The following is a 25513-nucleotide window of genomic DNA, read 5'->3' on the forward strand; positions in this document are numbered from 1 at the left end:
TAAAATAAAGATGATTTACAGACTATTTTTTATCTTAAAAAAAAATATATGATTTGACGCAACCTTTTGCAAAAAGAATCATCTATATATTATCTGTAAAATCTGATGTATGAAAAACCAAATCATTCTCGTTGTTTTCCTCACCGTTTTTAATTCCTGTTCAAAGCAAACAGTGACAATAAATAATTCTGGTTATCACGGAAAATGGAATTTGGTTGCAATGTCAGGATCTACACCTAATTCTGAAGTTACAGGCGCAGCAATGGCTTGGCAAGAATTTTATTTTTTCAATACCAATGGGACATTTACAAAAGCCAGAGAAGCAAATTCGGTTAAAACAACACTTTCAGGAACTTACGCAACTACAAAACAATCGGACGGAATATCTTTTGAACTAACTTATCCAAATGACAACGAAATTATAGGCAGCTGTTTCGGAAATCAAAAAGAAGTATTGTTTTTAACTTCCAATAATTCCTTGTTGAGCACTTGGAATCTTTGTGATGGTCCGGGATTAACATATAAAAAGTAAAGTATAAGTGCTTATTACAACATTTTCATAAGGTTTAGTTTTGGTTAATTTTAGGATTATGATGCACTTTTGCTAAAGAGTACTTAGAAGTTGAAAAACTTTTAATACTCTTTTTCTATTTTTAAGCGTATTACTAAATCAGTCTTTGGATAAAAATTGTAGTTGGTTCGTACAAAAAAATTATATTTACGTATTAATTAACGCCGTCAAAATCTTGTATTTATTTTGCAAAACTCTAAAGTATATCGCTATGAATTTAAAACTTTCTTTTGTTTTTACTGCCTTTTTTGTCTGTGTTTCCATAGCACAAAACGGAAATCCAAACGATTACTTATCTGCTCAATTTCATAAAGAAAAAAGAGAAGCTTTACGTGCGAAAATGCCTGAGAATAGTGTTACGTTGTTTTTTAGTAATCCCATTCGGAACCGAGCCAATGATGTGGATTTTATCTACCATCAAGATCCAGATTTTTATTATTTAACAGGATACAAAGAACCTAATTCAATTCTGGTAATTTTCTCGAACAATCAAACCAATAAAGCTGGGAAATCATTCAATGAATTGTTTTATGTTCAGGAAAAAAATCCAAAAGCAGAGCAATGGACAGGAGTACGTTTAGGAACGGAAGGTGCCAAAAAAGAGTTAGGTTTTGAAAATGCTTTGAATGGAACAGCGTTTTTAAATTCTGGGATTGATTATGCCAGTTTTGACACTGTTTTCTTTAAGGAATTTGAAGAAGATATCAGAAATTCGAAAAATGAGAAAGCTGATTTATACAAGTTAATTGGAGCGTTTAAATCCCAAATTGGCTACAACGAAAAAGTGAAGTCTCAAATGGATTCGAATGTGCAAAACGAAATTAATTCTAAAAAAAGCATCACTTCAAAAAAAGCTGTGATAAATACCAAATCGATTTTGACGTACATGGCGAGTTTGCGTGAGAAAAAATCCAAAGAAGAGTTGGTTTTGTTGACTAAAGCTGTTCGGATTTCGGCAATGGGACAACGTGAAATCATGAAAGCAATGCATCCTGGAATGTCTGAAACGGAAATTCAGGGTATTCATGAATTTGTTTACAAAAAGTATGGCAGCGAGTTTGAGGGTTATCCGTCAATTGTAGGCGCTGGAAACAACGGTTGCGTATTGCATTATATTGAAAACAGCAAAATGAAAGTCGAAAATAATTTGGTTTTAATGGATTTAGGTGCTGAATATCATGGCTACACTGCTGATGTAACCCGAACGATTCCTGCTAACGGAAAATTCTCTAGCGAGCAAAAACTGATTTATGATTTAGTTTATGAAGCTCAAGAAGCAGGAATTGCCGCTGCAAAAATTGGAAATAGTTTCAATGCGCCGGATGTTGCGGCACGTAAAATAATAAGTGCTGGTTTGGTGAAATTAGGAATTGTAAAAACAGAACAAGAATCTCGAAAATATTTTCCGCACGGAACTTCACATCACATTGGGTTAGATGTTCACGATCCGGGTTTATATAAAGCTTTTGAAGCTGATATGGTTGTTACTGTTGAACCGGGAATTTACATTCCAAATGGTAGTGATTGTGATAAAAAATGGTGGGGAATTGCGGTGCGAATTGAAGATGATATTTTGATTAATACAAATGGACCCGTAAATTTATCTGGGGAAGCACCAAGGAAATCAAATGAAATTGAAGCCCTGATGAATGAAAAAAGCGTTTTGGATTCTTTTTCTGTACCAAGTTTAGATTAGTAATTTCTTTCAGATTCTATAAAAATGAAACTCCGTTGTCTTATGACTTCGGAGTTTTTTGTTTAAATTATTTTCCAACCAAATCACAATACCAAAATCCATAATCAAAGGCATCGGATGCATTCGTATCGCATGCATTACCTGATAAATCTTCTTTTTTTGGTTTTTCATATTTTCGGTATACGATTTCTCCAATTTCAAAATTTATGGGTTTTGAGAAAATGGGACCGTCAAATGTGAAGGTGTGGAATTCACCATTTTCACCGCAAACATCTACATTTTCAGGTAAATCGTTTATGAAATCCTGGTCGATAACGCGACCAACGAAGCTTTTATCCAAAAAGCGTTCATTTACACAAACCACAATTGTTTTAAAACCTAAACTGATAAATTCCTGAATGAGTTCGTGAGTTGGGATTTTCCAGAGCGGAAAAACGCCTTCGAAACCTAATTCGGCTAAATTATCCTCTCGGTATTTACGTAAATCTTCTAGAAAGATATCGCCAAAAATAGAATGGGTGACGCCTTGATTTTTTAGTTTAGCCAATGTTTCGCGCAGCACATTTTCATATACTTCCATGGTAGGCATTTCAGGAATTTGCATAATTTCAAGTGGTAACCCGATATTTTCGGCTTGTTGTTGCAATAATTCAACTCTGACACCATGCATGGAAACACGTTGATACTGTTGGTTTACGCTGGTTAACAAACACTCAATTTCAATTTCGGGATTTTGAAGTGTTTTATACAAAGCCAGTGCAGAATCTTTGCCGCTGCTCCAGTTAAATAAGGCTTTCTTTTTCAATGTACTGTTCTTCTGAATTTTTGAAGGTAAACTTACATAATTTGTCGGATTAGTTTAGGAAACCTTTGTAACTTTGAAAATTGCAGGATTAAATACCCTAATAATGAAATACCTATTGTTTTTTATTTCTACGTTCACATTTGCCCAACAAACCCAATTTGTTGATTTTAAATCGGTTCTGGGAAAAATTGTCATAAATCCAATTGAAAAAACAGTTTCTGGAGATGTTGATTATGATTTTGACGTTTTGAAATCCATTGATACGATTAAAATTGACGCTCAAAATATGGAATTTTCTGATTTGAAACTGAATGGCAAATTGATTAATTATATCAATAATCAGAAAGAATTACAAATTATTTTTCCGTTTAAAAAAGGGAAAAACAACCTGACTTTTCAGTATTCGGCTAAGCCAAAGCAAACGATGTATTTCGTGGGTTCGATAGTCAATGATAATTTACAAATCTGGACGCAGGGACAGGGAAAATATACCAGTCATTGGTTTCCGAGTTTTGATGATGTTAATGAAAAAGTGGTTTTCAATTTGAATATTGTATGTAAAAATGAGTATCAGGTAATTTCAAATGGAACGTTGAAGTTTAAATCCGGACTTGATGGAATTTCGGTTTGGCAATACCAAATGCAAAAACCAATGAGTTCCTATTTATTGATGCTTGCCATCGGAAAATTTGAAAAAAATAGCCAGAAATCAAAGTCGGGAATTCCTTTAGAAATGTATTTGGAACCAAAAGATGTAGCCAAATTTGAACCAACCTATCGCGATTCTAAAAAGATATTTGATTTTTTAGAAAAGGAAATTGGAGTAAAGTTTCCTTGGGGAATTTACAAACAAGCGCCCGTTCGGGATTTCTTGTACGCCGGAATGGAAAATACATCAGCAACGCTTTTCAACACGCGTTATGTGGTCGATTCTACCGGTTTTGAGGACAGAAGTTACACAAATGTCAATGCGCATGAATTAGCGCATCAGTGGTTTGGGAATTTAGTCACTGCCGAAAGTAGTAAGCATCACTGGCTGCAGGAAGGTTTTGCCACCTATTATGCGTTGCTGGCCGAAAAAGAAATTTATGGAGAAGATTATTTTTATTCTAAATTATACGAGTCGGCATCACAATTAAAATACGCTTCCCGAACGGATACCATTCCTGTTTTGAATGCCAAAGCCAGTTCATTGACTTTCTATCAGAAAGGCGCTTGGGCACTTTTTGTTTTACACGAAGAAATAGGCGATAAGGAGTTTAAAAAAGCGGTAAAAAACTATTTAAAAAAACATGCGTTTCAGAATGTGAATACACAAGATTTCTTTGCTGAAATCAGAAAAGTATCAGATTATGATTTAGATAATTTTAGTAAAGTATGGCTTGAATCAACTATTTTTAATACGCAACAAGCTAATAGTTTATTACTTAAAAATAAAGCAATTCATACGCTGTTTGAAGTCGATAAATTAAAAAACAAACCGTTATCAGAGAAAAAGGAATTTCTTGAACAAACAATGCAATCTGACGTTTATTTTTCGGTAAAAGAAGCGATTCTGAATCAATTGAAAAATGAAAAATGGGAAGATAAAAAGAGTCTTTTTATTTTCGCTTTAGAAACTAAAAATGTACAATTACGCCAAGCAGTCGCCGCAGCAATGAATGAAATTCCAGAAAGTTTCAGAACTCAATATGAAACTTTATTAGAGGACAAATCCTATCAGACACAAGAACTTGCGCTGTATAATTTATGGAATAATTTTCCAGAGCAACCCATTCATTATTTGGAAAAATCAAAAACCTGGATGGGTTTTAATGATTATAATTTAAGGACGTTATGGCTGACATTGGCTTTGTCAACGCCGAATTATGCTTTTGATAGACAAGTTTTCGAAACCGAATTAATACAGTATTCATCAATTGATTATGAAGCGAATACAAGACAAAATGCGTTGGAGAAATTGCTTTCTTTCAAAATAACAAATGATGTTGTTTTGAAAAATCTGGTAAATGCTACTACGCATCATATGTGGCAATTCACTAAATTTGGTAGAGATAGCATTCGAAAACTATTGAAAAATCCAGAAATGAGAGTTTCTTTGGAAAGAATCGTTCCAAATTTAAATGAAGCCGAGGAATTTCAGTTGAATCGGTTGTTGAAGGAATAAGTTTTAAATCAATAAAGATTTAAAAACCGCTAATTCACTATTTTCAAAAGATTATTCTTGTAGAAACTAGTGAATTTTAGTTTATTGTATCGATGTATGTTTACCACATTTGACTCACTTCGTTTTTGATGTACGCCAAAGCCGCATTGCTAGGAGATTGTTTTTCCATCAAATCGTTCAGAAGTACTTCACGTAATTTATCAGCACTATTTACACTTTCACTTCTATTGGCTTTGCGAATCATTTGAATGGTACTGTTTTTTGCTGTGACAATAATCGTCCAGCATTCATCAGACATGTATATTTGCTGCGTTAAATTGTGTTCAAATTCCTGTTCGATTTGTGCTATTATCAGGTTTTCGTAATCGTTTTTATCATTAGAAATAGGAGCAATCCGAATCAATAATTTAGTAGGATTGATGCGTTCCATAAATAAAACCATGCGTTCATAGGCTTGTAAACGCAACGGTAAAGCATCTTTTTGAGCCTCTTTCTGCAACAACCAGCGTCTTGTATTTTGTTGATCTTTAAAATAAGAGTTAAATAAATAATAAGCCACTCCACCAGTAATTAGTGAAGGTATAGTGTACGCCAGAATTTCTATGATTTTTGTTGAATCCATTTTGATTTAAAATTAAAAGGACAAAAATATACTTTTTTGAGTACAAAACAATTTCTATTTAATAGCAATAAATCAAACCGAATAGTATTTTTGCCATTCGTAACAACACTATTTAAAATTGAATATGATAATGGAGACTTATGTTCTGGTTTTACTTTGTTTAGCGGCCTTTGCTGCAGGATTTATTGACGCAATTGTTGGTGGTGGCGGATTGATACAAACGCCCATGGGATTGATTTTATTACCAAATCTTCCTGTTTCGACCGTAATTGGAACCTTGAAAATTCCTGCTTTTAGTGGTACTTCTTTTGCGGCATATCAATATCTGAAAAAGGTAGATATGAACTGGAAACTATTGTCGATTATGATGCTTTTGGCATTTCCATCGGCATTTTTGGGATCTACTTTGTTGACGTACGTCCGCAATGATTTCATGAAACCGTTATTGTTGGTTGTTCTTTCATTTTTAGTGATTTACACCTATGCGAAGAAAAATTTTGGACAACACATTGAAAAAAATCATTCACCAAGAACCCAAATTTGGAATGCTATCGGAATAAGCTTTGTAGTTGGTTTGTACGATGGATTTATCGGTCCGGGAACCGGAAGTTTTTTAGTCGTGGCTTTTATTGCCATCATGGGTTTCGATTTTCTGCACGCTTCCGCAAATGCCAAAATGGTGAATCTGGCGACAAATTTCGGTTCTATTTGTTTGTTTATTTTAAAAGGAAAAATTATTTGGGCAATTGCATTACCCATGGCTGCCAGCAATGCTCTTGGCGGTTGGATAGGTGCAAAACTAGCCATTAACAAAGGAAATAGTTTTATTCGGATTTTCTTTCTGGTCGTGGTTGTAGGGACCTTAATCCGCTTTGCGTACGATGTATTTTTTAAATAATTTTTTAATAGGTTACAAGTTAAATTGTGTCTATTATTTAACGACACTTCAGTCGAAAAAGCACTTACATGAACTTATATTCCTTATCTGGTTCAACAAACAAAGAATGGTTTTTTAGCTTCATATAAAATTACACTTTTACATCTTTAATGCTTATTTTTGCATATAAAACTATAAAAACTTCCATGCACAAATATATCGATCAACTTAATGAAGCCCAACGCGAACCCGTTCTCCAAAAAGACGGACCCATGATAATTATTGCGGGTGCTGGTTCCGGTAAAACGCGGGTGTTGACAATTAGAATTGCTTATTTGATGAGTCAGGGTATTGATGCGTTCAGTATCTTATCGCTTACTTTTACAAATAAAGCGGCCCGAGAAATGAAAAAACGTATCTCGGATATCGTAGGTGCCGGTGAGGCAAAAAATCTTTGGATGGGAACATTTCACTCGGTTTTTGCGCGAATTTTACGCTCGGAAGCCGAACATCTTGGATATCCTTCCAACTTTACCATATATGATTCTCAGGATTCGCTTCGTGCTATTTCCGGGATTATCAAAGAAATGCAATTGGACCGCGATGTGTACAAACCGAAACAGGTTTTAAGCCGAATTTCAAATTTTAAAAACAGTTTGATTACCGTAAAAGCCTATTTTAATAATCCGGATCTACAAGAAGCGGATGCGATGTCTAAAAAGCCTCGTATGGGAGAAATTTATCAAAATTATGTCGACCGATGTTTCAAAGCAGGCGCTATGGATTTTGATGATTTATTATTAAAAACTAACGAATTACTGACTCGTTTTCCAGAGGTTCTGGCCAAATATCAAAATCGTTTTCGTTATATTTTGGTGGATGAGTACCAAGATACCAATCACTCGCAGTATTTAATTGTAAGAGCTTTATCTGATAAATTTCAGAATATCTGCGTGGTAGGGGATGATGCGCAAAGTATCTATGCGTTTCGTGGTGCAAACATCAATAATATACTGAATTTTCAGAAAGATTATGAAGGTGTAAAAACGTTCAGATTAGAACAAAATTACCGTTCAACAAAAAATATTGTTGAAGCAGCAAACACAATTATTGATAAAAATAAAGTTAAGCTGGACAAAATCGTTTGGACCGCGAATGATTTTGGTCCAAAAATAAAAGTCCACCGCAGTTTAACAGACAACGAAGAAGGTCGCTTTGTGGCGAGCACCATTTGGGAACAAAAAATGCAAAATCAGTTACCTAACGGCGCTTTTGCTATTTTGTACCGTACCAATGCACAATCCCGTGCGATGGAAGATGCGCTGAGAAAAAGAGACATTCCGTACCGTATTTATGGAGGACTTTCATTTTACCAAAGGAAAGAAGTAAAGGATGTTTTGTGCTATTTACGATTGGTTATCAATCCAAAAGATGAAGAAGCTTTAGTTCGGGTGATTAATTATCCGGCACGTGGAATTGGGAATACAACTATCGAAAAACTGACCATTGCAGCGAACCATTACAAGCGTTCAATGTTTGAAGTCATGCAAAACATAGAACGAATTGACTTAAAACTGAATACGGGAACCAAGCAAAAACTACTCGATTTTGTTACAATGATTCAGAGTTTTCAGGCTATAAATGAAAATCAGGATGCGTTTTATCTGGCTGATCATGTTGCCAAAAAAACAGGATTGATTCAGGAATTAAAAAAAGATGCTACTCCCGAGGGAATGGCGAAAATTCAAAATATTGAGGAATTACTAAACGGAATCAAAGATTTCACGGATGGCCAAAAAGAAGTGGATGGAGCCCGTGGCGCCTTATCAGAATTTATGGAGGATGTGGCTTTGGCGACCGATTTAGACAAAGATACTAGTGATGAAGATCGTGTTGCGCTGATGACGATTCACTTGGCAAAAGGATTAGAGTTTCCTCATGTTTTTGTGGTGGGAATGGAAGAAGATTTGTTTCCGAGCGCCATGAGTATGAGCACGAGAAGTGAACTCGAAGAAGAACGTCGTTTGTTTTATGTAGCTTTGACCCGTGCGGAGCATCAAGCGTATCTTACTTATGCTCAGTCACGATACCGTTGGGGAAAATTGACAGACAGTGAACCTTCGCGTTTTATTGAGGAAATCGACAGTCAATATCTGGAATACATGACACCTCCTGAAAATAATTACAGGTACAAACCTATGATTGACAGTGATATATTTGGAGATGTGGATAAGTCCAAATTGCGTCTGGCAAAACCAGCTAACGGAACACCGCCCAAATATGTTTCTGATAACGAACCCAAATCAGATATAAATATTCGTAAATTAAAACCTGTCAGCAACAATGCTGCTTCAGGAAATGCTAATTTATTTGATAATAAACTGGTTGCCGGAAATATAGTTATGCACGAACGATTTGGAAAAGGGGAAGTTTTAAACCTTGATGGCGTAGGAGCAGATAAAAAAGCCGAAATCAAATTTGAAGTTGGCGGAATAAAAAAATTACTGTTGCGTTTTGCAAAATTGGATATTATCGGGTAAAAATTTGTTTCAAGTTTAAGTTTTAAAGTTTTCAGTTAATAAAACTTCAAATCTTAAACATTTTAAACTTTAAACTAAAATAAAATGGCTCAGTTTATAAAAATATACGAAGACAAACCTAATGAAGCCGCAATCGCTAAAGTGGTTAAGGTTTTAAAAGAAGGTGGCTTGGTGATTTATCCAACGGATACCGTTTACGGTTTGGGTTGTGATATTACAAACACGAAAGCTTTGGAACGCATTGCGAAGATAAAAGGAGTGAAGCTCGATAAAGCTAATTTTTCTTTCATTTGCCATGATTTAAGTAATATCTCTGATTATGTGAGACAAATAGACACAGCTACTTTTAAAATCTTAAAAAGAGCTTTACCAGGACCTTATACCTTTATTTTGCCGGGAAATAATAACTTACCTAAAGAATTTAAGAAGAAAACGACTGTTGGAATAAGAGTTCCTGATAATGCGATTGCTTTAGAAATTGTAAAGTTGCTTGGAAATCCTATTGTTTCTACCTCAATTCACGACGAAGATGATGTGATAGAATATACTACTGATCCGGAACTTATTTTTGAGAAATGGCAAAATCTGGTTGATTTGGTTATTGATGGAGGTTACGGTAATAATGTAGGTTCTACCATTATCGACTTATCAGGTGATGAGCCAATTGTAGTAAGAGAAGGTAAAGGAAGTTTAGATATTTTATAAAATTCAAATCTTTGGCAAAATATTTGTGTGTTTATTAAAAAACTTTATATTTACCGATAAATAACAATTTCTTTAATTACAATATATTAGCATGTTATTCTTGATTATATTTAATTGGTTATTAAAAAACAATTGAGGATACATTAAGGCAGGTCAATTGGCCTGCTTTTTTTGTTTTTACACCAAATCAGTTTTTGAAAAACAGTTTACCACCTAAAAATAAATTATAAAAAAAACGCCCCAATTTTGAGGCGTTTACTTTTTGATAATTAAAACAAATTACGGTCTTTGTTTTTTCATTTCTTTTTCAATCATTTCATAAAATTGATCAATTTTAGGTAAAACTACAATACGAGTTCTTCTGTTACGAGATCTGTTTTCAGCAGAATCATTCGCCACTAATGGAATATAAGAACTTCTTCCTGCAGCAATTAATTGCTCTGGTTTAACACCTAGTTGATTCGTTAACACACGGATAATAGAAGTAGAACGTTTTACACTTAAATCCCAGTTGTCTAATAAAACACCTGAGCCGTTGTAAGGAACGTTATCAGTGTGTCCTTCTACCATACATTCGAAATCAGGTTTGTCATTGACTACTTTTGCAACTTTCGCCAAAACCATTTTAGCTCTGTCCGTCACTTCGTAGCTTCCGCTTTTAAATAATAATTTGTCTGCAATAGAGATGAAAACGACACCTTTTTCCACATTTATTTCGATATCCGGATCAGATATTCCTACTGAACTTTTCAAGCTGGTAACTAATGCAAGTGTTACGCTATCTTTTTTAGTTAAAGCATCTTGCATTCTACTTATTTTTAAATCTTTCTCTTTGATAGATTCTAATGCTTTTTCAATATTTTGAGCACCTTTAGTCGACAATACCGTCATGTCTTTTGAAACACTAATTAAACCTTGATTTTGTTCTTTTAAAGCAGCTACTGTTGCTGCAAAACCTGCTTTTTCTTCTAAGCAAGAATTTAATTTTACAGTTGCAGTATTTAATAAATCTTGGGTTTCTTTATTTCTAGTTTCTAAATCCGTGTATTTCTTTTTAGAAACACAAGAAGTTAAAAGGGCTATTACTGATAAGGCAATTACGATTTTTTTCATAGATTGTTTAAATTTAGATAAAGGGTTAGTTACAAATCTAGCTTTTTAAAATTCATTTGATTCTAAATAAATCGTTAAAAACGTTTATTTTTCTAATAAAGTACAAGTAAATGATACTATTGACAGTATAATATGTTGTATGTTGAAACTCATTTCTCTTATTATAATTAATCGAAAAAAGGGTGTAAAAAGCACCATGAGCTTTCAATATTGCCCAAAAATGCTTGAACTTTCCCTGTGTTAAAAATTGAATTCCTGCAATTCCGTCCAAAATCATTCTGACTAAAAGTATCGAATATAATTTTTCTTTTGGAAGGTTTTTGGTTAACATCAGTAAGGAATTTCTAAAATTTAAATACGTTTTAGTTGGGTGGCCTTGCTGCAAAGTGGCACCGCCTACATGATATACCACAGATCTTGAAATGTATTTTATTTTATATCCGTTGTTAATCGCACGCCAACACAAATCAATTTCTTCCTGATGCGCAAAAAAATCATCGTCAAAACCTTTTAATGCTTTATAAACAGAGCTTCGAATAAAAAAACATGCTCCTGATGCCCAAAATATCTCTCGTGTATCATCATATTGTCCGTTGTCTTTTTCTAAAGCATCAAAAATTCGACCCCGACAAAAAGGATATCCGTATTGATCAATAAATCCACCGGCAGCGCCTGCATATTCAAAATATTCTTTGCGTTTATAATCTAATATTTTAGGTTGGATAATAGCCGTTTTAGATTCATTTTCGAAAGTTTCAAGAATGGGTTGCAACCAATGCTCTGTTACTTCCACATCAGAATTCACTAAAGCATAAATATCTGCGTCAACCTGTTTTAATGCTTCATTGTAGCCACTGGCAAAACCAAGATTACTGTCATTTTTGATAATTGTTACCGACGGAAAAAAAGTTTTGAGATAGGAAATAGAATCATCAGTAGAAGCATTATCAGCAACATAAATTACAGCTTCCGGTGAATATTGTACAACAGAGGGCAAAAATTTTTCCAATAATAATATTCCGTTCCAATTAAGTATGATAACTGCTATTCTCATTATGAGGTTTTGTTTTATAGACTATTTAGTTTGTAATCAGGTAATTCTTCCAGAAAATGATATTTTTCATTCTCAAAATCCATTTGGCAAAAGTAATGATTCAAACCATTTGTCACCATCAAAAATTGGGACTTCATTGTCATATTATAACGGGCAATTTGGTCAAAGGTGGCTTGTGCAATTTTTATTTCGGGTGCTTTACATTCTATCAAAATGAAAATTGAACCATCCGGACTGTATACCACGACGTCGTATCTTTTGCGCAATCCGTTGACTTTTAATACTTTTTCTACATTAATCAAGGAGTGCGGGTACCTTTTTTCTTCTAATAAAAATTGGACAACATGTTGTCTAACCCATTCTTCAGGGGTAAGAATGATGAATTTTTTCCTGATTGCATCAAAAATGGAAACTTTATTTTCGCTATTTTTGAACCGAAAGTGATAAAGTTGAAAATTGAGTTTTCGCATGAAGCAAAAGTAAGACTTTTAGATAATAGATTAAAAGAGAATAGATAATATGGACGAAGTATTAAAAATTGTAAATGATATAAAAAGTGGCAACATCAAACCCATCTATTTTTTGATGGGAGAAGAACCGTATTATATTGACAAACTATCGGATTATATTGAGAAAAAAATTTTATCTGAAGAGGAAAAAGGGTTCAACCAAACCGTTTTATATGGAAGAGATGTGTCTATGGAAGATATTATTTCCACGGCTAAGCGTTATCCGATGATGGCAGATCGTCAAGTGGTTATTGTTAAAGAAGCGCAGGATTTAATCCGAACCATCGATAAGCTGGAAAATTATGCTAATAATCCTATGCCTTCAACAGTTTTAGTTTTTTGCTACAAATACAAAACATTGGATAAACGTAAAAAAGTAACGAAGTTATTGGCAAAAAACGGTGTTGTTTATGAGAGTAAGAAACTATATGAAAACCAAGTAGGAGAGTGGATTAAACGTGTTTTATCAGGCAAAAAATATTCAATTGAGCCTAAAGCAACTGCCATGTTAGTTGAATTTTTAGGGACAGATTTGAGTAAAATAAACAATGAATTAGAGAAATTGCAAATCATCTTGCCAATAGGAAGTACGATAACTCCAAAAGATATTGAAGAAAATATAGGTTTTAGTAAAGATTTTAACGTTTTTGAATTACGAAAAGCACTTGGTGAACGCAACCAGTTAAAAGCGTACACGATTGCTGCAAACTTTGCCCAAAATCCAAAAGACAATCCAATGGTGGTAACGACAAGTCTAGTTTTTGGATTTTTTATTCAATTATTAAAATATCATGGATTAAAAGATAAAAACCCCAAGAATGTGGCGGCGGTCATAGGTGTTAATCCTTTCTTTTTGAAAGAATATGATGTAGCTTTGAAGAATTATCCGATGAAGAAAGTGAGTCAGATTGTTGGGGCTTTGAGAGATATTGATGTAAAAAGTAAAGGGGTTGGAGCCAGTGCCATGTCACAATCAGATTTATTAAAAGAAATGCTTTATAAAATATTCAATTAAAAGGCAAAATTTCCGATATTTGTATTCCAAAAATTAGTGATGTAAAAATAAATACCAGGACTATGTCAATGAATAAAAATACTATTTTAGGTTGGGCAACTTTGATTATGATTGTAATGGGTTTATTACTGATTGCATTAGGTGCATTTAGATATGATGACGTAGCAGGATGGGGATTCGCTGCAGTGGGTGTGGGTTTTTTGGCTAACGCTTGGGTTTTTAGTTCTTTGAAAGGAAGAGTCTAGTAGGTTCACAAATTGAGAAAAGAGCCTTAATGGCAGAATAGAAATAATTTTAAATTAAAAAAATGGCAGACGATAAAAAAGTGATATTCTCAATGTCAAAATTGAGTAAAACGTATCAGGGAGCAGATAAACCAGTCCTTAAAAACATCTATTTAAGTTTCTTTTATGGAGCTAAGATTGGTATTTTGGGTTTAAATGGTTCCGGAAAATCCTCCTTATTAAAAATTATAGCCGGTGTAGACAAAAACTACCAAGGTGACGTAGTTTTTGCGCCGGGTTATACAGTAGGTTATTTAGAACAAGAACCTATTTTAGATGATAGCAAAACAGTTATCGAAATTGTAAGAGAGGGCGTTGCTGAAACTATGGCGGTTCTAGATGAATTCAATAAAATCAATGATAGTTTTGGTTTGCCGGAAGTCTATGAAAATGCTGATAAAATGGAGCAATTGATGGATCGTCAAGCGCTTTTACAAGATAAAATAGATGCATTGGGCGCTTGGGAAATTGATACCAAACTGGAAATCGCAATGGATGCTTTGCGTACCCCGGAAGGAGACACGCCAATCAAGAATTTATCAGGTGGAGAGCGTCGTCGTGTAGCTTTATGTCGCTTATTGTTGCAACAACCAGACGTTTTGCTTCTGGATGAGCCAACGAATCACTTGGATGCTGAAAGTGTCCTTTGGTTAGAACAACATTTAGCACAATACGCGGGAACAGTAATAGCTGTAACGCACGATAGATATTTTTTGGATAATGTTGCCGGTTGGATTTTGGAATTAGACAGAGGTGAAGGAATTCCTTGGAAAGGGAATTATTCTTCTTGGTTGGACCAAAAATCAAGTCGTATGGCATTGGAAGAGAAAACAGCTTCTAAGCGCAGAAAGAATTTAGAGCGTGAGTTGGACTGGGTTCGTCAAGGTGCCAAAGGGCGTCAAACCAAGCAAAAAGCGCGTTTGCAGAACTACGATAAATTACTGAATGAAGATCAAAAACAATTGGATGAAAATCTGGAAATTTACATTCCAAATGGGCCACGTTTAGGAACGAATGTAATTGAAGCTAAAAATGTTGCTAAAGCATTTGGAGATAAATTGTTGTATGATAATTTAAATTTCACGCTCCCACAAGCTGGAATTGTTGGAATTATTGGGCCTAATGGTGCCGGTAAATCAACAATTTTCAAAATGATAATGGGAGAAGAAAAGCCAGATTCAGGAGAATTCTCAATTGGGGATACCGTAAAAATCGCTTATGTTGATCAAGCACACTCGAATATAAATCCGGAAAAATCGATTTGGGAAAACTTTGCTGACGGTCAGGAATTAATTATGATGGGCGGAAAGCAAGTAAATTCAAGAGCTTATTTATCCCGATTTAATTTTGGTGGTGGAGAACAAAACAAAAAAGTGTCCATGCTTTCCGGTGGGGAACGCAACCGTTTGCACCTTGCAATGACTTTGAAAGAAGAAGGTAACGTATTGTTATTGGATGAGCCAACGAATGATTTGGATATCAATACACTACGTGCATTAGAAGAAGGTCTGGAAAATTTCGCCGGCTGTGCGGTAGTAATTTCTCACGACAGATGGTTCTTGGACAGAATTTGTACACACATTCTGGCGTTCGAAGGAAACTCTGAAGTGTATTATTTTGAAGGCGGATTTTCGGAATATGAAGAGAATAAGAAAAAACGCTTGGGTGGTGATTTAACACCAAAAAGATTGAAATACAGGAAATTAATTAGAAGTTAGTCATCTAATTATAGATTTATCAGCCAGAGGATGTCCCATAAAGACATCCTCTTTTTTTATGCTGTTATTTGATTTTTTTATCAGAGTTCATCATAATTAAAACTGCTGCAACCAGTCCTATGATTACTAACCCAAATACAACAACCATTATAATAGTTCCGTTATCCCAAGAAAAAAGTGTAGTGTCTTTCATGATTAATTAAGTTTTAAGATTATCCAAATTTATAATTCCTGCAAAATAAAAGGTATGATAATTATCATGATTATTATTTTATTCTAAAAACTTAGCTTGGATTTCTTTGGTGGGAATCAGACAAGCTTCTTTTTTTCCATACCATTTGTAGCGGTTTTTAGCGACATAATCGTAAATATAGTTGTTAAAAGAAGTGGGTAATATCGTAAACAGTGTCGCAAAATAAAATATTCCTCCCAAATTTTTAGCAATTTCTAAAGCAGCTTCTGATTTTAAGTAGTAAGCAAAACCAGGGTGATACAGGATAATACTGTCTGTTTTTTGAATATCAATTCCCAAATGTTGGATGATTTTTTGACCCAAATCAGATTGTAAAGCTACAAACCGAAAAATATCTTCAGTATCATGCTTAACTATCATCTGCACTGCTGAGTCACACAGGTTGCAAACGCCGTCAAAGAGGATGATTTTTTTGTCTATTGGAATATTGAGCATAATTTAAACTTTATAATTCAACCAGATAGAGATTTCTCCTTCCTCGAAATAACAAAACGTGAGACGAGACTGAAAACTGCAAACTAAATACTGTTTATTTCTTCCCGGCTTCTACGAACTCCAGCGCTTCCAGACTCACTTTTGAAGTAAATACACCATAATTTACTGTTGCTTTATTTTTTTCAATAGCATCAATCGTTCCCACCGCTTTTCCATCAAACATTCGTACGCGATCGCCTAATTTTAGAACTGGTTTTGGTTTTTCAATTATTACTTTTAATTTCTTTTCTTTCTTTTCTTTTCTAATTTCCTCAACCTGAACTGTGATTTCTTCAATTACTTCTTTTTTCTTTTCTGTCAGTGCTTTAGTTTCTTTGACGGTTGCTTTTTTGCGTTTTGAATTTTCTATTTCGATGATTTTTAAAAATTCACCTAGCAACTCTTTCTTGTTTTTATTATTAAAATATTTCTCCGAAATGTCTTCAATTTTTTGACCGATGTATATTGTTTTCTGGTTGCTGTCATATAATTCCTGATAGCTTTCCAGTTTTTGTTTTATTTTTACATTGATAGTCTCCATTTTCTTGCCCTCTTCCCGTGCTTTTGTTTCTTCTTCTTTGAGGTTTTGTGATGTTTTTTCCATCTTTGAACGCTCTTTTTGAAGTGTGGCAATCGTTTTATCAAAACGCACTTTTCCAACTTCAATTTTCTTTTTGGCTCGATTTATTAAACTAAATGGAATTCCGTTTTTTAAAGCGACTTCAAAAGTAAAGGAACTTCCCGCTTGACCCATTGCCAATTTATACATGGGTTCTAATGATTTTTCATCAAAAAGCATATTCGCATTGGTGGCAAAAGGCAATTCATTGGCCAGAATTTTTAAGTTTGAATAATGAGTGGTAATAATCCCAAAAGCTTCTCGGTGATAAAACTCTTCTAAGAAAATTTCGGCTAAAGCACCTCCTAATTCTGGATCAGAACCGGTACCAAATTCATCAATCAGGAACATGGTTTTTCTATTGCACTTCTTTAAGAAGTAGTTCATGTTCTTTAGTCGGTAACTATAAGTACTTAAATGATTTTCAATTGATTGATTGTCTCCAATATCTGTTAAAATCCTATCGAATAAAAACGTTTCACTGCGTTCATGAACTGGAATTAACATCCCAGATTGCAGCATGAGTTGCAACAATCCAACGGTTTTTAAAGAGATCGTTTTTCCTCCTGCGTTGGGTCCGGAAATTACAATAATTCTGCTTTCCTGACTGAGTTCAATAGTCTGCGGATGTGTTATTTCGTTTTTCTGTTTGTTATTCAAATATAAAATAGGATGGTACGCATCTCTAAAATAAACACGACGTTCCTCGGTAATTGTTGGCAAAATTCCGTTAATTCTGTTGGCGTATTTTGCTTTGGCAGCGATTACATCAATGTCACTCAAGAAGTCCTGATATTGAATCAATAACGGTAAAAAAGGACGAATGTAATTGGACAGCTGTTTTAAAATCCAGGTGATTTCTTCTTTTTCTTCATATTCTAAATTACTCAACTCACGAGAATATTGTAAGGTAGCTTCAGGTTCAATATAGGCAATACTTCCAGTCTTAGAACTACCCAAAATAGAACCTTTTACTTTACGACGGTACATTGCCATAACAGCTAGAACACGTCTGTTTTGTACAAAACTTTCTTTAATGTCATCTAAATATCCCAAAGCAGCGTATTGCGTCAACGCAGATCCGAAACTTTGATTGACTTTGCCCCGAACCGCATTCATATTCCTGCGGATATTCAGTAAATCCGGCGACGCATTATCTTTTATTTCACCATATTTATCAACTACTTCGTCGACCATCGTGATGATTTCTTTAGTAAGTTCGACTTGGTTCGCTCTTGCATTTAAATTTGGATAATAGTCCTCGAATTTTCTCAAAAAAGTCAAAAGGAAATTTACCGTTGAAGAAATAGTTGCAATCTTTCGAAAACTGCCCACTTCTAAAAAACTGTCCTCTATTGCAAGAAATTTTATCTCGTGCGTGATGGCGTCAAAACCATGATTGGGAATGGCATTGTTATTTTGAAAAGACGAAACATACTCTGATGTCTGCATTAATGCTTGCATTAACGTTTCCTTATCTTTAAAAGGGGTTATTTCGAAGGCTTTTTGTTTTCCAATATCAGTGTTGCAAATGGTCGAAATGGTTTCGAGTACAGTAGGAAATTGTAAATCTTGTAATGTTTTTTCGGTGATTGATATCATTTATCGTATAATTCTTTTCAAGACAAAAATAGCTAATAGTTAAGATAATTTAACAGACTTTCACAAAGAATTAAAGAATGTTTATTGTCCTATTTAGGTTTTAAAAAATAATTCCCTTTGTATCTTTGCTTTCTAATACACAACTATGCAAATCAATCTCAATCCGGAATGGCAATTCATTTTATCGAATGAAATTCAGAAACCCTATTTTTTAGATTTAGTGGAAACTGTTGATGAGGAGTATAAAAATCACACTTGTTATCCCTCAAAAGAATTAATTTTTGCTGCGTTTAATTATTGCAGTTTCAAAGACGTACAAGTGGTTATCATTGGCCAGGATCCGTATCACGGCAAGGGAGAAGCCAATGGTTTGTGTTTTTCTGTAAATGAAGGTGTGCGAATTCCTCCTTCGTTGCGCAATATTTTTCGGGAAATGAGTGAGGATTTGGACACTATTTTCATGCCAGCTTCCGGGAATTTAGAAACTTGGGCAAAACAGGGCGTTTTATTGTTGAATGCTTCTCTGACCGTTAGAGAAGACAATGCGAACAGCCACAAACACTTAAAATGGAATGTTTTCACGGATGCTGTAATTCAAAAAATTTCCGAAGAAAAAGAACATGTCGTTTTCTTGCTTTGGGGTAATTTTGCCCATAAAAAAGGGCTAAAAATCGATCGAAACAAACATTTAGTTCTAGAATCCGGGCACCCGTCGCCTATGAGCGCAAATCAGGGAAAATGGTTTGGGAATAAACATTTCAGTAAGACGAACGCGTATTTAAAACAAAACGGGTTAGAGATAATTAACTGGATTTCAGTAGATTAATTACGTGATTTGAAGATGTAAATAATTGTTTTAAACAGCTTTGCGTGAGTGATGGAAGTGGAGCTCTTTTTTAAGAGGCGTTTCAGCCTGTAAAAAAAGCGGGAACGTACAGCACGACCTGAAGTTTTTACGTAAGGTCACGCCCAAATTAAAATAATGTTGTTGGAAAAATTAAATGATAAGTACGACTAATTCTATGTCTTACTTTTTAACAATATCCTCTAAAACAGCTTTATCGGAGTAGTTAATGACTTTCAGCGTAACCTCCTGGTTTTTAATTGTTTTACCTTCGATGATGTATAACTTTCCTTTTTTTAGTTCAATATTGCTTTTGTCAAAATCTACATCACCAAATTGTAGTGTGTTTTTTATATCGGCAGTATCAATCCATTTTTCAGCCAAAATCACAGAAGCCTTATCCGAATAATAAAAAGGTTTGTTCCTTAAATCATTTAAAACTCTTGCATTTGGAAAATAATTACAGCGGGTGTCTTTGCCACTGAAAACTAACGCTACAAAAAACAGTCCTATTACTAAACCTACCAAATAATAGGCAAAACGATGTATAAACTTCATGAATTAATTTTTTTGCAAAGGTAGAAGAAAGTTTTCTTAAAAAACAATTAAATTGATGTCGTTATAAGGTAGATCGAACCATTCGCCAATAGAACAATTAGCAAGGATTCCGTGGTACATGTAAACGCCATTTTTTAATCCTTTATCACAACGGATGGCGCTTTCGATGCCGCCGTCCTCCGCAATTTTCATCAAATATGGGGAAATTATATTACTTATGGAAAGTGATGCAGTTTTTGAATATCGGGAAGGGATATTAGGTACGCAATAATGTACAACATTATTTTTGATAAACGTAGGTTTCTCATGTGAAGTCACTTCTGAAGTCTCAAAACAACCGCCGGTATCAATACTTACATCGACAATTACGGCACCATTTTTCATGTGTTCCACCATCGTTTCCGTAACAATTACAGGACAACGTTCTTTGCCTCGCATGGCGCCAATAGCCACGTCACAACGTCTCAATGCTTTGAGTAAAGCTTTAGGTTGAATTGTGGAAGTAAAAATCCGTTGGTTTAAATTATTCTGCAAACGACGTAATTTGGTAATAGAATTATCAAAAACTTTTACACTGGCACCTAAACCAATAGCGGTTTTGGCAGCAAATTCTCCAACGGTTCCCGCACCCAAAATTACTACATCAGTAGGAGGGACGCCAGTAATGTTCCCAAATAATAATCCTTTTCCAAATTCATTGGTAATCATCAACTCGGCAGCAATTAAAATCGAGGCCGTTCCCGCAATTTCGCTCAAGGATTTAACAGCAGGATACGTTCCGTCCTCATCCTTTATGTATTCAAAAGCGAGAGCGGTAATTTTCTTTTTGGTCAAAGCTTCAAAATACGTTTTCTTGCGGGTTTTCAACTGAATCGCGGACAACAAAATCGTCTGCGGATTCATCATTTCTATTTCAGCAAGGGTGGCCGGTTCCACTTTCAAAATCATGGGACAACTGAAGACTTTCTTGGTGTCATTAGTGATTTGGGCGCCTGCATCAGAATATTCTTTATCGGTATAACTTGAACTCAATCCCGCCCCTGCTTCAATCATTACGCGATGGCCATGATAGGTAAGCGAGTTAACAGCATCCGGGGTAAGACAAATTCGGCGTTCCTGATGACTCGTTTCCTTTGGAATACCAATAAAAAGTTCGCTTTTTTGTCTTGCAATTTCCAGTTTTTCTTCTTGTGGTAAAAGCTGTTGTTTGGTGAATGGCGTTATAGTTATTGACATTGATGTTGTTAAATTAAGGGTACAATTTACGTAAAAAGATCCATAAACGGCACAAATTCTATCTTGTTAAAATCATTTGGAATGCAACAAATCTCAGAGAATGATTTTTTCCATTTTTATATCGGCTCGTTCATAAACTCCATCTTCTAAAGGAATTTCTATGAAACCAAATTTTTCATACAAATGTATCGCTGACAGTAATTTCCGGTTTGAATATAAAATCAGTTTCTCTATTCCTTTTGCTTCAGCAATATCAAAGCAATGCAAAATCAGTTTTTTACCAATTCCTAATCCTTGTGCGGTATCTGTTACGCCCATTTTGCTCAATTCGAAAGTTGTGCTGTCGATTTTTATCAAGGATACGGTTCCAACGATTTCATCTTTATATTTCGCGTAAAAAATCATTCCGCCTTTGTCAATAATCTGACCTTGCGGATCCGAAAGTACGATTTCATCTTTGGGTTCAACCCTGAAATGTTTTTGCAGCCATTCCAGATTTAATATTTTTACAGCTTCTTTGTAAGTTGGAGAAAAAGGAATTATTGCTACAGTATTGTCTACATTCATAATTACTTTTAGCTTAAAGTTAATAAACGTTTTCCGTCCGCGAGCAGTGAAATACTGATAACGGAATGGGTTTTCGGAATCAAATTTGGAATCTTCTCTGCCCATTCTATAAAACACCAATTACCGGAATACAAATAATCGTCAATTCCCATATCCAGCGCTTCCACTTCATCATTCAATCTGTAAAAATCAAAATGATAAACCAACTGATTGTCATTAGCTTCATATTCATTAACTAAAGAAAAGGTTGGGCTGCTCGTTGCACCGGTTACTCCAAGCGTTTTGCACAATTGCTTGATTAAAGTTGTTTTTCCAACACCCATTGCTCCGTGAAAAAGAATCACTTTTTTGGGGTTATTTGCAATGATTTTTTGCGCAACTTCCTCGAGTTGATCTAAAGAAAAAGTAACATTCATTCTTTTATATTTGTTTAAAAGTTTAAGGCTCTCGCCGAAAACTGAGACTGGAACTTCCTATCGTGGGTTAAAAACTAAAAACGGAATAATCATTTCTTCCAATGAAATTCCACCGTGCTGATACGTATTTTTGTAATAACTCACATAATGATTGTAGTTATTGACATACGCCAAAAACAAATCATTTTTTGCAAAAATATAAGAACTGCTCATATTTATGGTAGGCAAACCAATATTTTTTGGTTCTTTTACCGCATAAACATCTTTGTGTTCGTACGTCAAACTGCGTCCGGTTTTGTAACGTAAATTCAAACTGGTGTTTTTGTCACCCACGACTTTCGATGGATTTTTTACATTTATCGTTCCGTGATCCGTAGTCAAAATCAATTTGAAACCCATTTTTTGAGCCTGTTGAATGATTTCTAACAGCGGGGAATTCTTAAACCAACTCAACGTCAATGAGCGATACGCTTTGTCATCGGAGGCCAATTCTTTTACGACATCCATCTCCGTTTTGGCATGCGAAAGCATGTCCACAAAGTTGTATACTACTGTCACTAAATCATTGTCTTTTAATGATTTAAAACTCTCAGCTAATTTTTTTCCGCTGGCAAGACTAGTTATTTTAAAATATTCTTGCTTGATATTTAAACCCAATCGTTTCAAGTGTGCCGTCAAAAATTCCGCTTCAAAAAGATTTTTTCCGCCTTCTTCCGGGTCATTTTTCCAGTATTGCGGAAACTGTTTTTCCATTTCCAATGGTGTCAAACCGGAAAAAATAGCGTTTCTCGCGTATTGCGTCGCAGTAGGAAGAATAGAGTAGTAAGGCACTTCTTTTTCCAGTTTGTAATAATTTCCAACTACACTTTCAAAGGTTTTCCACTGATCGTAGCGCAGATTATCAACCACGACAAATAAAATGGGCTTGTCTTTTTTCTTGAGTTCAGGAAGCACTAATTCTTTGAATAAGGTATGCGATTGAACGGGTTTGTCCGCTTTTGGTGCAAACCAATCCTCATAATTGCGCTCAATGAATTTTCCAAATTGGGAATTAGCTTCCGTTTTCTGGGATTCCAAAATTTCAATCATACTCTGATCGTCAATATTCTCCAATTCCAATTCCCAAAAAATCAATTTCTTGTACAACTCAATCCAATCTTCATAGGAATTTACCATTGCCATTTCCAGGGTGATTTTCCTAAATTCTTTCTGATAATCCAGTGTAGTTTTTTGAGAAATCAATCGCGAATGATCCAGATTTTTCTTCAAACTCAACAAAATTTGGTTCGGATTTACAGGTTTGATTAAATAATCGGCAATTTTAGATCCTATGGCTTCCTCCATAATGTATTCTTCCTCGCTTTTTGTAATCATAATCATTGGAACTGAAGATTTTTTTTCCTTCATTTCTGACAGCGTTTCCAAGCCGCTCATTCCGGGCATATTTTCATCCAGAAAAACAATATCAAAATTATTTTCTTCAAAAATACCAATGGCGTCCAACCCGTTATTGCAGGTTGTTACCTCGTAATTTTTCTTTTCCAGAAATAATATATGTGGTTTCAAAAGGTCGATTTCATCATCTACCCAAAGTATTTTTATTTTATCCATAATTGAATCAACAAGTGTTCTAACGTACTAAATTAAAGTGCCAAATTACATTTTTTTGCAACGGCTCCCTGCTAATATTATGATAATTTTATAACACACTTATGCTGTATTTCATAAAATTACTATTCGCTTCCGTTTTGCTTTATATTTACTTTTGGGCGTGCCCCATCCTCCGTAAACTCCGTCCGGGTCGGGCTGTACGCTCTATCTTTCCTTTTTAAAGAGAAAAGGAAAGGATGCCGCTTCCATCCCTCACGCAGTTGATAGAATGATTTCGGTCTACAACTACTTTTGAGAAGAAAATTTTTCTGAAAATTAAATCGAATTGTGTTATTTGTAATTAATTTATTATAATTTTGGATGTAACGTATTTGTCCAAAATTATTAATCATTAAAATTTAATTATGAAAAATATTATTTTAATTTTATTTATTATGACAGCTTTAAGTTGTAAATCGCAAAAAATTGAAGTTAAAGAAGTAAACAATTTTGAATTAAATAATTTAATTGGAAATCTAAGTGCTTTCAAAACATACACTTTAACTAATAATTTAGTCAATATTGTTATTGTTAAAAACCTATCAGGGAGTGCAAAAAACGAAGAATCAGATGAAGTTTCAAATAATCTGTACCTGTCAAAATGTGAATTTGGAGAACTCCCTATTTGCAAATTATACATATCTGAGGATTTTATCAATTTAAATATTGAAAAGGTCTATGAAGATAAAACAAACATCAAAATTGATATTACATCTGGAAATTACAATAGACGTAAATTAAATACAATTCTAATTTCAAAAAATTAATAGATGCAATACTTTTTAAGTTTTTGGTTAAAGAGAGGTTGTCCGAAAAGTAATTTTCGGGCATTCTTTTTTTTATATTCTTAATTATTTGTGTTTTTAAGTACTAAAAGCAACGATTATGAAGGCGTTTTCAAGCCCCATTCGGTTCATCAATTAGTACTTTTCCCATTATATTTTACATGATTTAATTTCAAAAGATCATTCCTCCCGCTGGTACGAACGTTTCTTTACCCTTTATTTAGAGCCTTTAACGCGTCTCCGGAAATAATAATGAAAATTATGTATGAGCAGAAAATATAAGTTTGGATAAAAATCTAATACTTATTTTAACGGTTTTGCTACCAATAATCAAATATTTGGGATTGGTATCATTTAGTTTTTTTTAGGACCAAATATAAACATCGAATTTTAGCTAAAAAATAGTACGTGAACGGACAAATCGCCCATAAATTAATTGGGAATCATTTAACTTGTTTTTTCAAAAACAGAAAAGTAAAAGCAAAAAACTCTTTTATCATTGGACTGATGGAAGTTGAATGGATCTTTTATCGGGAAACCACAAAGTTTTGGCAAATTGGAAATTTTAAAAACAGCACCAAAAATGGTTCTTTGATTCGGTATCACAGAAACGACCAAATAGAAAATTGAGAGACTTTTGAAAACGACAAAATCATAGAAAAAGATGATACATTTAATTGTTTTAGAACTTCTAAAAAGCTGTTGTTTATTAAATACTAGATTCAACTAACTAATGCAACTTTTAGGGTGTATGTAAAGACATTTTTTCAAAAGAAAGGACTTTTAAAAAGCCCTCTCTCTCGAATGGAATAAATGTTCTTTATTTGCTCCTG

The 25513-nt window shown here is 34.3% G+C and carries 25 protein-coding genes; 12 read left to right on the forward strand and 13 right to left on the reverse strand.

Going from position 1 to position 25513, the window contains the following annotated elements; genetic code table 11:
* Positions 1-109 precede the first annotated feature (109 nt).
* Both ACP7AQ_RS15115 and ACP7AQ_RS15120 read left to right on the forward strand, forming a co-directional pair.
* Entirely contained in the window at positions 110-532 is a 423-nt protein-coding gene (locus ACP7AQ_RS15115; RefSeq protein ID WP_426096050.1) for a hypothetical protein, read from the forward strand.
* Between the two features lie 250 nt (positions 533-782).
* Positions 783-2267 carry an aminopeptidase P N-terminal domain-containing protein gene (locus tag ACP7AQ_RS15120; RefSeq protein WP_426096051.1) on the forward strand — a complete coding sequence of 495 codons (1485 nt, stop codon included), beginning with the start codon at positions 783-785 and terminating at the stop codon, positions 2265-2267.
* A gap of 67 nt (positions 2268-2334) precedes the next feature.
* Here the strand turns inward: ACP7AQ_RS15120 and ACP7AQ_RS15125 are convergent, their stop codons facing one another.
* Positions 2335-3072, reverse strand: a complete 738-nt coding sequence (locus tag ACP7AQ_RS15125; protein WP_426096052.1) for a diphthine--ammonia ligase — start codon at positions 3070-3072, stop codon at positions 2335-2337.
* Between the two features lie 103 nt (positions 3073-3175).
* Between ACP7AQ_RS15125 and ACP7AQ_RS15130 the strand changes: the two genes are divergently transcribed.
* Positions 3176-5239 (forward strand): M1 family metallopeptidase, encoded by a 2064-nt coding sequence (locus ACP7AQ_RS15130; RefSeq protein ID WP_426096053.1) that lies wholly within the window; start codon positions 3176-3178, stop codon positions 5237-5239.
* Positions 5240-5339: 100 nt separating this feature from the next.
* Here the strand turns inward: ACP7AQ_RS15130 and ACP7AQ_RS15135 are convergent, their stop codons facing one another.
* The gene (locus ACP7AQ_RS15135) at positions 5340-5861 is read right to left on the reverse strand and encodes a hypothetical protein (RefSeq protein ID WP_426063667.1); all 522 of its coding nucleotides are present in this window, start codon (positions 5859-5861) and stop codon (positions 5340-5342) included.
* A gap of 130 nt (positions 5862-5991) precedes the next feature.
* Between ACP7AQ_RS15135 and ACP7AQ_RS15140 the strand changes: the two genes are divergently transcribed.
* The 3 genes from ACP7AQ_RS15140 to ACP7AQ_RS15150 all read left to right on the forward strand — a co-directional run bounded on the left by ACP7AQ_RS15140 (position 5992) and on the right by ACP7AQ_RS15150 (position 9983).
* The gene (locus ACP7AQ_RS15140) at positions 5992-6759 is read left to right on the forward strand and encodes a sulfite exporter TauE/SafE family protein (protein ID WP_426096066.1); all 768 of its coding nucleotides are present in this window, start codon (positions 5992-5994) and stop codon (positions 6757-6759) included.
* 185 nt (positions 6760-6944) lie between these two features.
* The gene (locus tag ACP7AQ_RS15145; protein WP_426096054.1) at positions 6945-9278 is read left to right on the forward strand and encodes an ATP-dependent helicase; all 2334 of its coding nucleotides are present in this window, start codon (positions 6945-6947) and stop codon (positions 9276-9278) included.
* Between the two features lie 84 nt (positions 9279-9362).
* Positions 9363-9983 (forward strand): L-threonylcarbamoyladenylate synthase, encoded by a 621-nt coding sequence (locus ACP7AQ_RS15150; RefSeq protein ID WP_426063669.1) that lies wholly within the window; start codon positions 9363-9365, stop codon positions 9981-9983.
* Between the two features lie 279 nt (positions 9984-10262).
* Here ACP7AQ_RS15150 and ACP7AQ_RS15155 read toward each other — a convergent pair whose 3' ends face one another.
* The 3 genes from ACP7AQ_RS15155 to ACP7AQ_RS15165 are packed head-to-tail and all read right to left on the reverse strand — an operon-like array spanning position 10263 to position 12620.
* A complete protein-coding gene (locus ACP7AQ_RS15155; RefSeq protein WP_426063670.1) occupies positions 10263-11096 on the reverse strand; it encodes an OmpA family protein in 834 nt (277 codons plus the stop codon).
* A gap of 52 nt (positions 11097-11148) precedes the next feature.
* Positions 11149-12153: a glycosyltransferase family 2 protein gene (locus tag ACP7AQ_RS15160; RefSeq protein ID WP_426096067.1), complete on the reverse strand. Its 1005-nt coding sequence runs from the start codon at positions 12151-12153 to the stop codon at positions 11149-11151.
* A gap of 11 nt (positions 12154-12164) precedes the next feature.
* On the reverse strand, positions 12165-12620 hold the full coding sequence (locus ACP7AQ_RS15165) for a type I restriction enzyme HsdR N-terminal domain-containing protein (protein ID WP_426096055.1): 456 nt from the start codon (positions 12618-12620) through the stop codon (positions 12165-12167).
* Positions 12621-12669: 49 nt separating this feature from the next.
* Here ACP7AQ_RS15165 and holA point away from each other — a divergent pair, with 49 nt between their 5' ends.
* The 3 genes from holA (at position 12670) to ettA (ending at position 15676) form a co-directional block, all read left to right on the forward strand.
* Entirely contained in the window at positions 12670-13674 is a 1005-nt protein-coding gene (gene holA / locus ACP7AQ_RS15170; RefSeq protein WP_426096056.1) for a DNA polymerase III subunit delta, read from the forward strand.
* Positions 13675-13736: 62 nt separating this feature from the next.
* Positions 13737-13919, forward strand: a complete 183-nt coding sequence (locus ACP7AQ_RS15175; protein ID WP_417960094.1) for a CAL67264 family membrane protein — start codon at positions 13737-13739, stop codon at positions 13917-13919.
* A gap of 62 nt (positions 13920-13981) precedes the next feature.
* Positions 13982-15676: an energy-dependent translational throttle protein EttA gene (ettA, locus tag ACP7AQ_RS15180; RefSeq protein ID WP_426063673.1), complete on the forward strand. Its 1695-nt coding sequence runs from the start codon at positions 13982-13984 to the stop codon at positions 15674-15676.
* Positions 15677-15740: 64 nt separating this feature from the next.
* On the opposite strand, the gene ACP7AQ_RS15185 is transcribed toward ettA, so the two are convergent.
* From ACP7AQ_RS15185 to ACP7AQ_RS15195, 3 genes are all read right to left on the reverse strand, one after another.
* Complete coding sequence (locus ACP7AQ_RS15185; RefSeq protein WP_426063674.1) at positions 15741-15869, reverse strand: hypothetical protein; 129 nt, start codon at positions 15867-15869, stop codon at positions 15741-15743.
* A 78-nt stretch (positions 15870-15947) separates the two neighbouring features.
* A complete protein-coding gene (locus ACP7AQ_RS15190; protein WP_426096057.1) occupies positions 15948-16364 on the reverse strand; it encodes a thiol-disulfide oxidoreductase DCC family protein in 417 nt (138 codons plus the stop codon).
* Between the two features lie 94 nt (positions 16365-16458).
* Positions 16459-18624, reverse strand: a complete 2166-nt coding sequence (locus ACP7AQ_RS15195; protein WP_426096058.1) for an endonuclease MutS2 — start codon at positions 18622-18624, stop codon at positions 16459-16461.
* A 145-nt stretch (positions 18625-18769) separates the two neighbouring features.
* Between ACP7AQ_RS15195 and ung the strand changes: the two genes are divergently transcribed.
* Positions 18770-19450, forward strand: a complete 681-nt coding sequence (ung, locus tag ACP7AQ_RS15200) for a uracil-DNA glycosylase (protein WP_426096059.1) — start codon at positions 18770-18772, stop codon at positions 19448-19450.
* Positions 19451-19651: 201 nt separating this feature from the next.
* On the opposite strand, the gene ACP7AQ_RS15205 is transcribed toward ung, so the two are convergent.
* The 5 genes from ACP7AQ_RS15205 to ACP7AQ_RS15225 form a co-directional block, all read right to left on the reverse strand.
* Positions 19652-20026, reverse strand: coding sequence for a DUF4258 domain-containing protein (locus tag ACP7AQ_RS15205; RefSeq protein WP_426063678.1), 375 nt, complete (start codon positions 20024-20026; stop codon positions 19652-19654).
* 36 nt (positions 20027-20062) lie between these two features.
* A complete protein-coding gene (locus ACP7AQ_RS15210) occupies positions 20063-21262 on the reverse strand; it encodes an alanine dehydrogenase (RefSeq protein ID WP_426096060.1) in 1200 nt (399 codons plus the stop codon).
* 93 nt (positions 21263-21355) lie between these two features.
* Positions 21356-21829, reverse strand: coding sequence for a GNAT family N-acetyltransferase (locus ACP7AQ_RS15215; protein WP_426096061.1), 474 nt, complete (start codon positions 21827-21829; stop codon positions 21356-21358).
* Between the two features lie 8 nt (positions 21830-21837).
* A complete protein-coding gene (gene tsaE / locus ACP7AQ_RS15220; protein WP_426096062.1) occupies positions 21838-22245 on the reverse strand; it encodes a tRNA (adenosine(37)-N6)-threonylcarbamoyltransferase complex ATPase subunit type 1 TsaE in 408 nt (135 codons plus the stop codon).
* Positions 22246-22302: 57 nt separating this feature from the next.
* A complete protein-coding gene (locus ACP7AQ_RS15225) occupies positions 22303-23856 on the reverse strand; it encodes a PglZ domain-containing protein (protein WP_426063682.1) in 1554 nt (517 codons plus the stop codon).
* 404 nt (positions 23857-24260) lie between these two features.
* On the opposite strand from ACP7AQ_RS15225, the gene ACP7AQ_RS15230 reads away from it, so the two are divergent.
* Together ACP7AQ_RS15230 and ACP7AQ_RS15235 are read left to right on the forward strand one after the other, a co-directional pair.
* Positions 24261-24662, forward strand: a complete 402-nt coding sequence (locus tag ACP7AQ_RS15230) for a hypothetical protein (protein WP_426096063.1) — start codon at positions 24261-24263, stop codon at positions 24660-24662.
* A gap of 426 nt (positions 24663-25088) precedes the next feature.
* Positions 25089-25310 carry a hypothetical protein gene (locus ACP7AQ_RS15235; RefSeq protein ID WP_426096064.1) on the forward strand — a complete coding sequence of 74 codons (222 nt, stop codon included), beginning with the start codon at positions 25089-25091 and terminating at the stop codon, positions 25308-25310.
* The last annotated feature ends 203 nt before the right edge of the window (positions 25311-25513 follow it).

The organism is Flavobacterium sp. DSR2-3-3, assembly GCF_049896585.1.
GTDB lineage: Bacteria > Bacteroidota > Bacteroidia > Flavobacteriales > Flavobacteriaceae > Flavobacterium.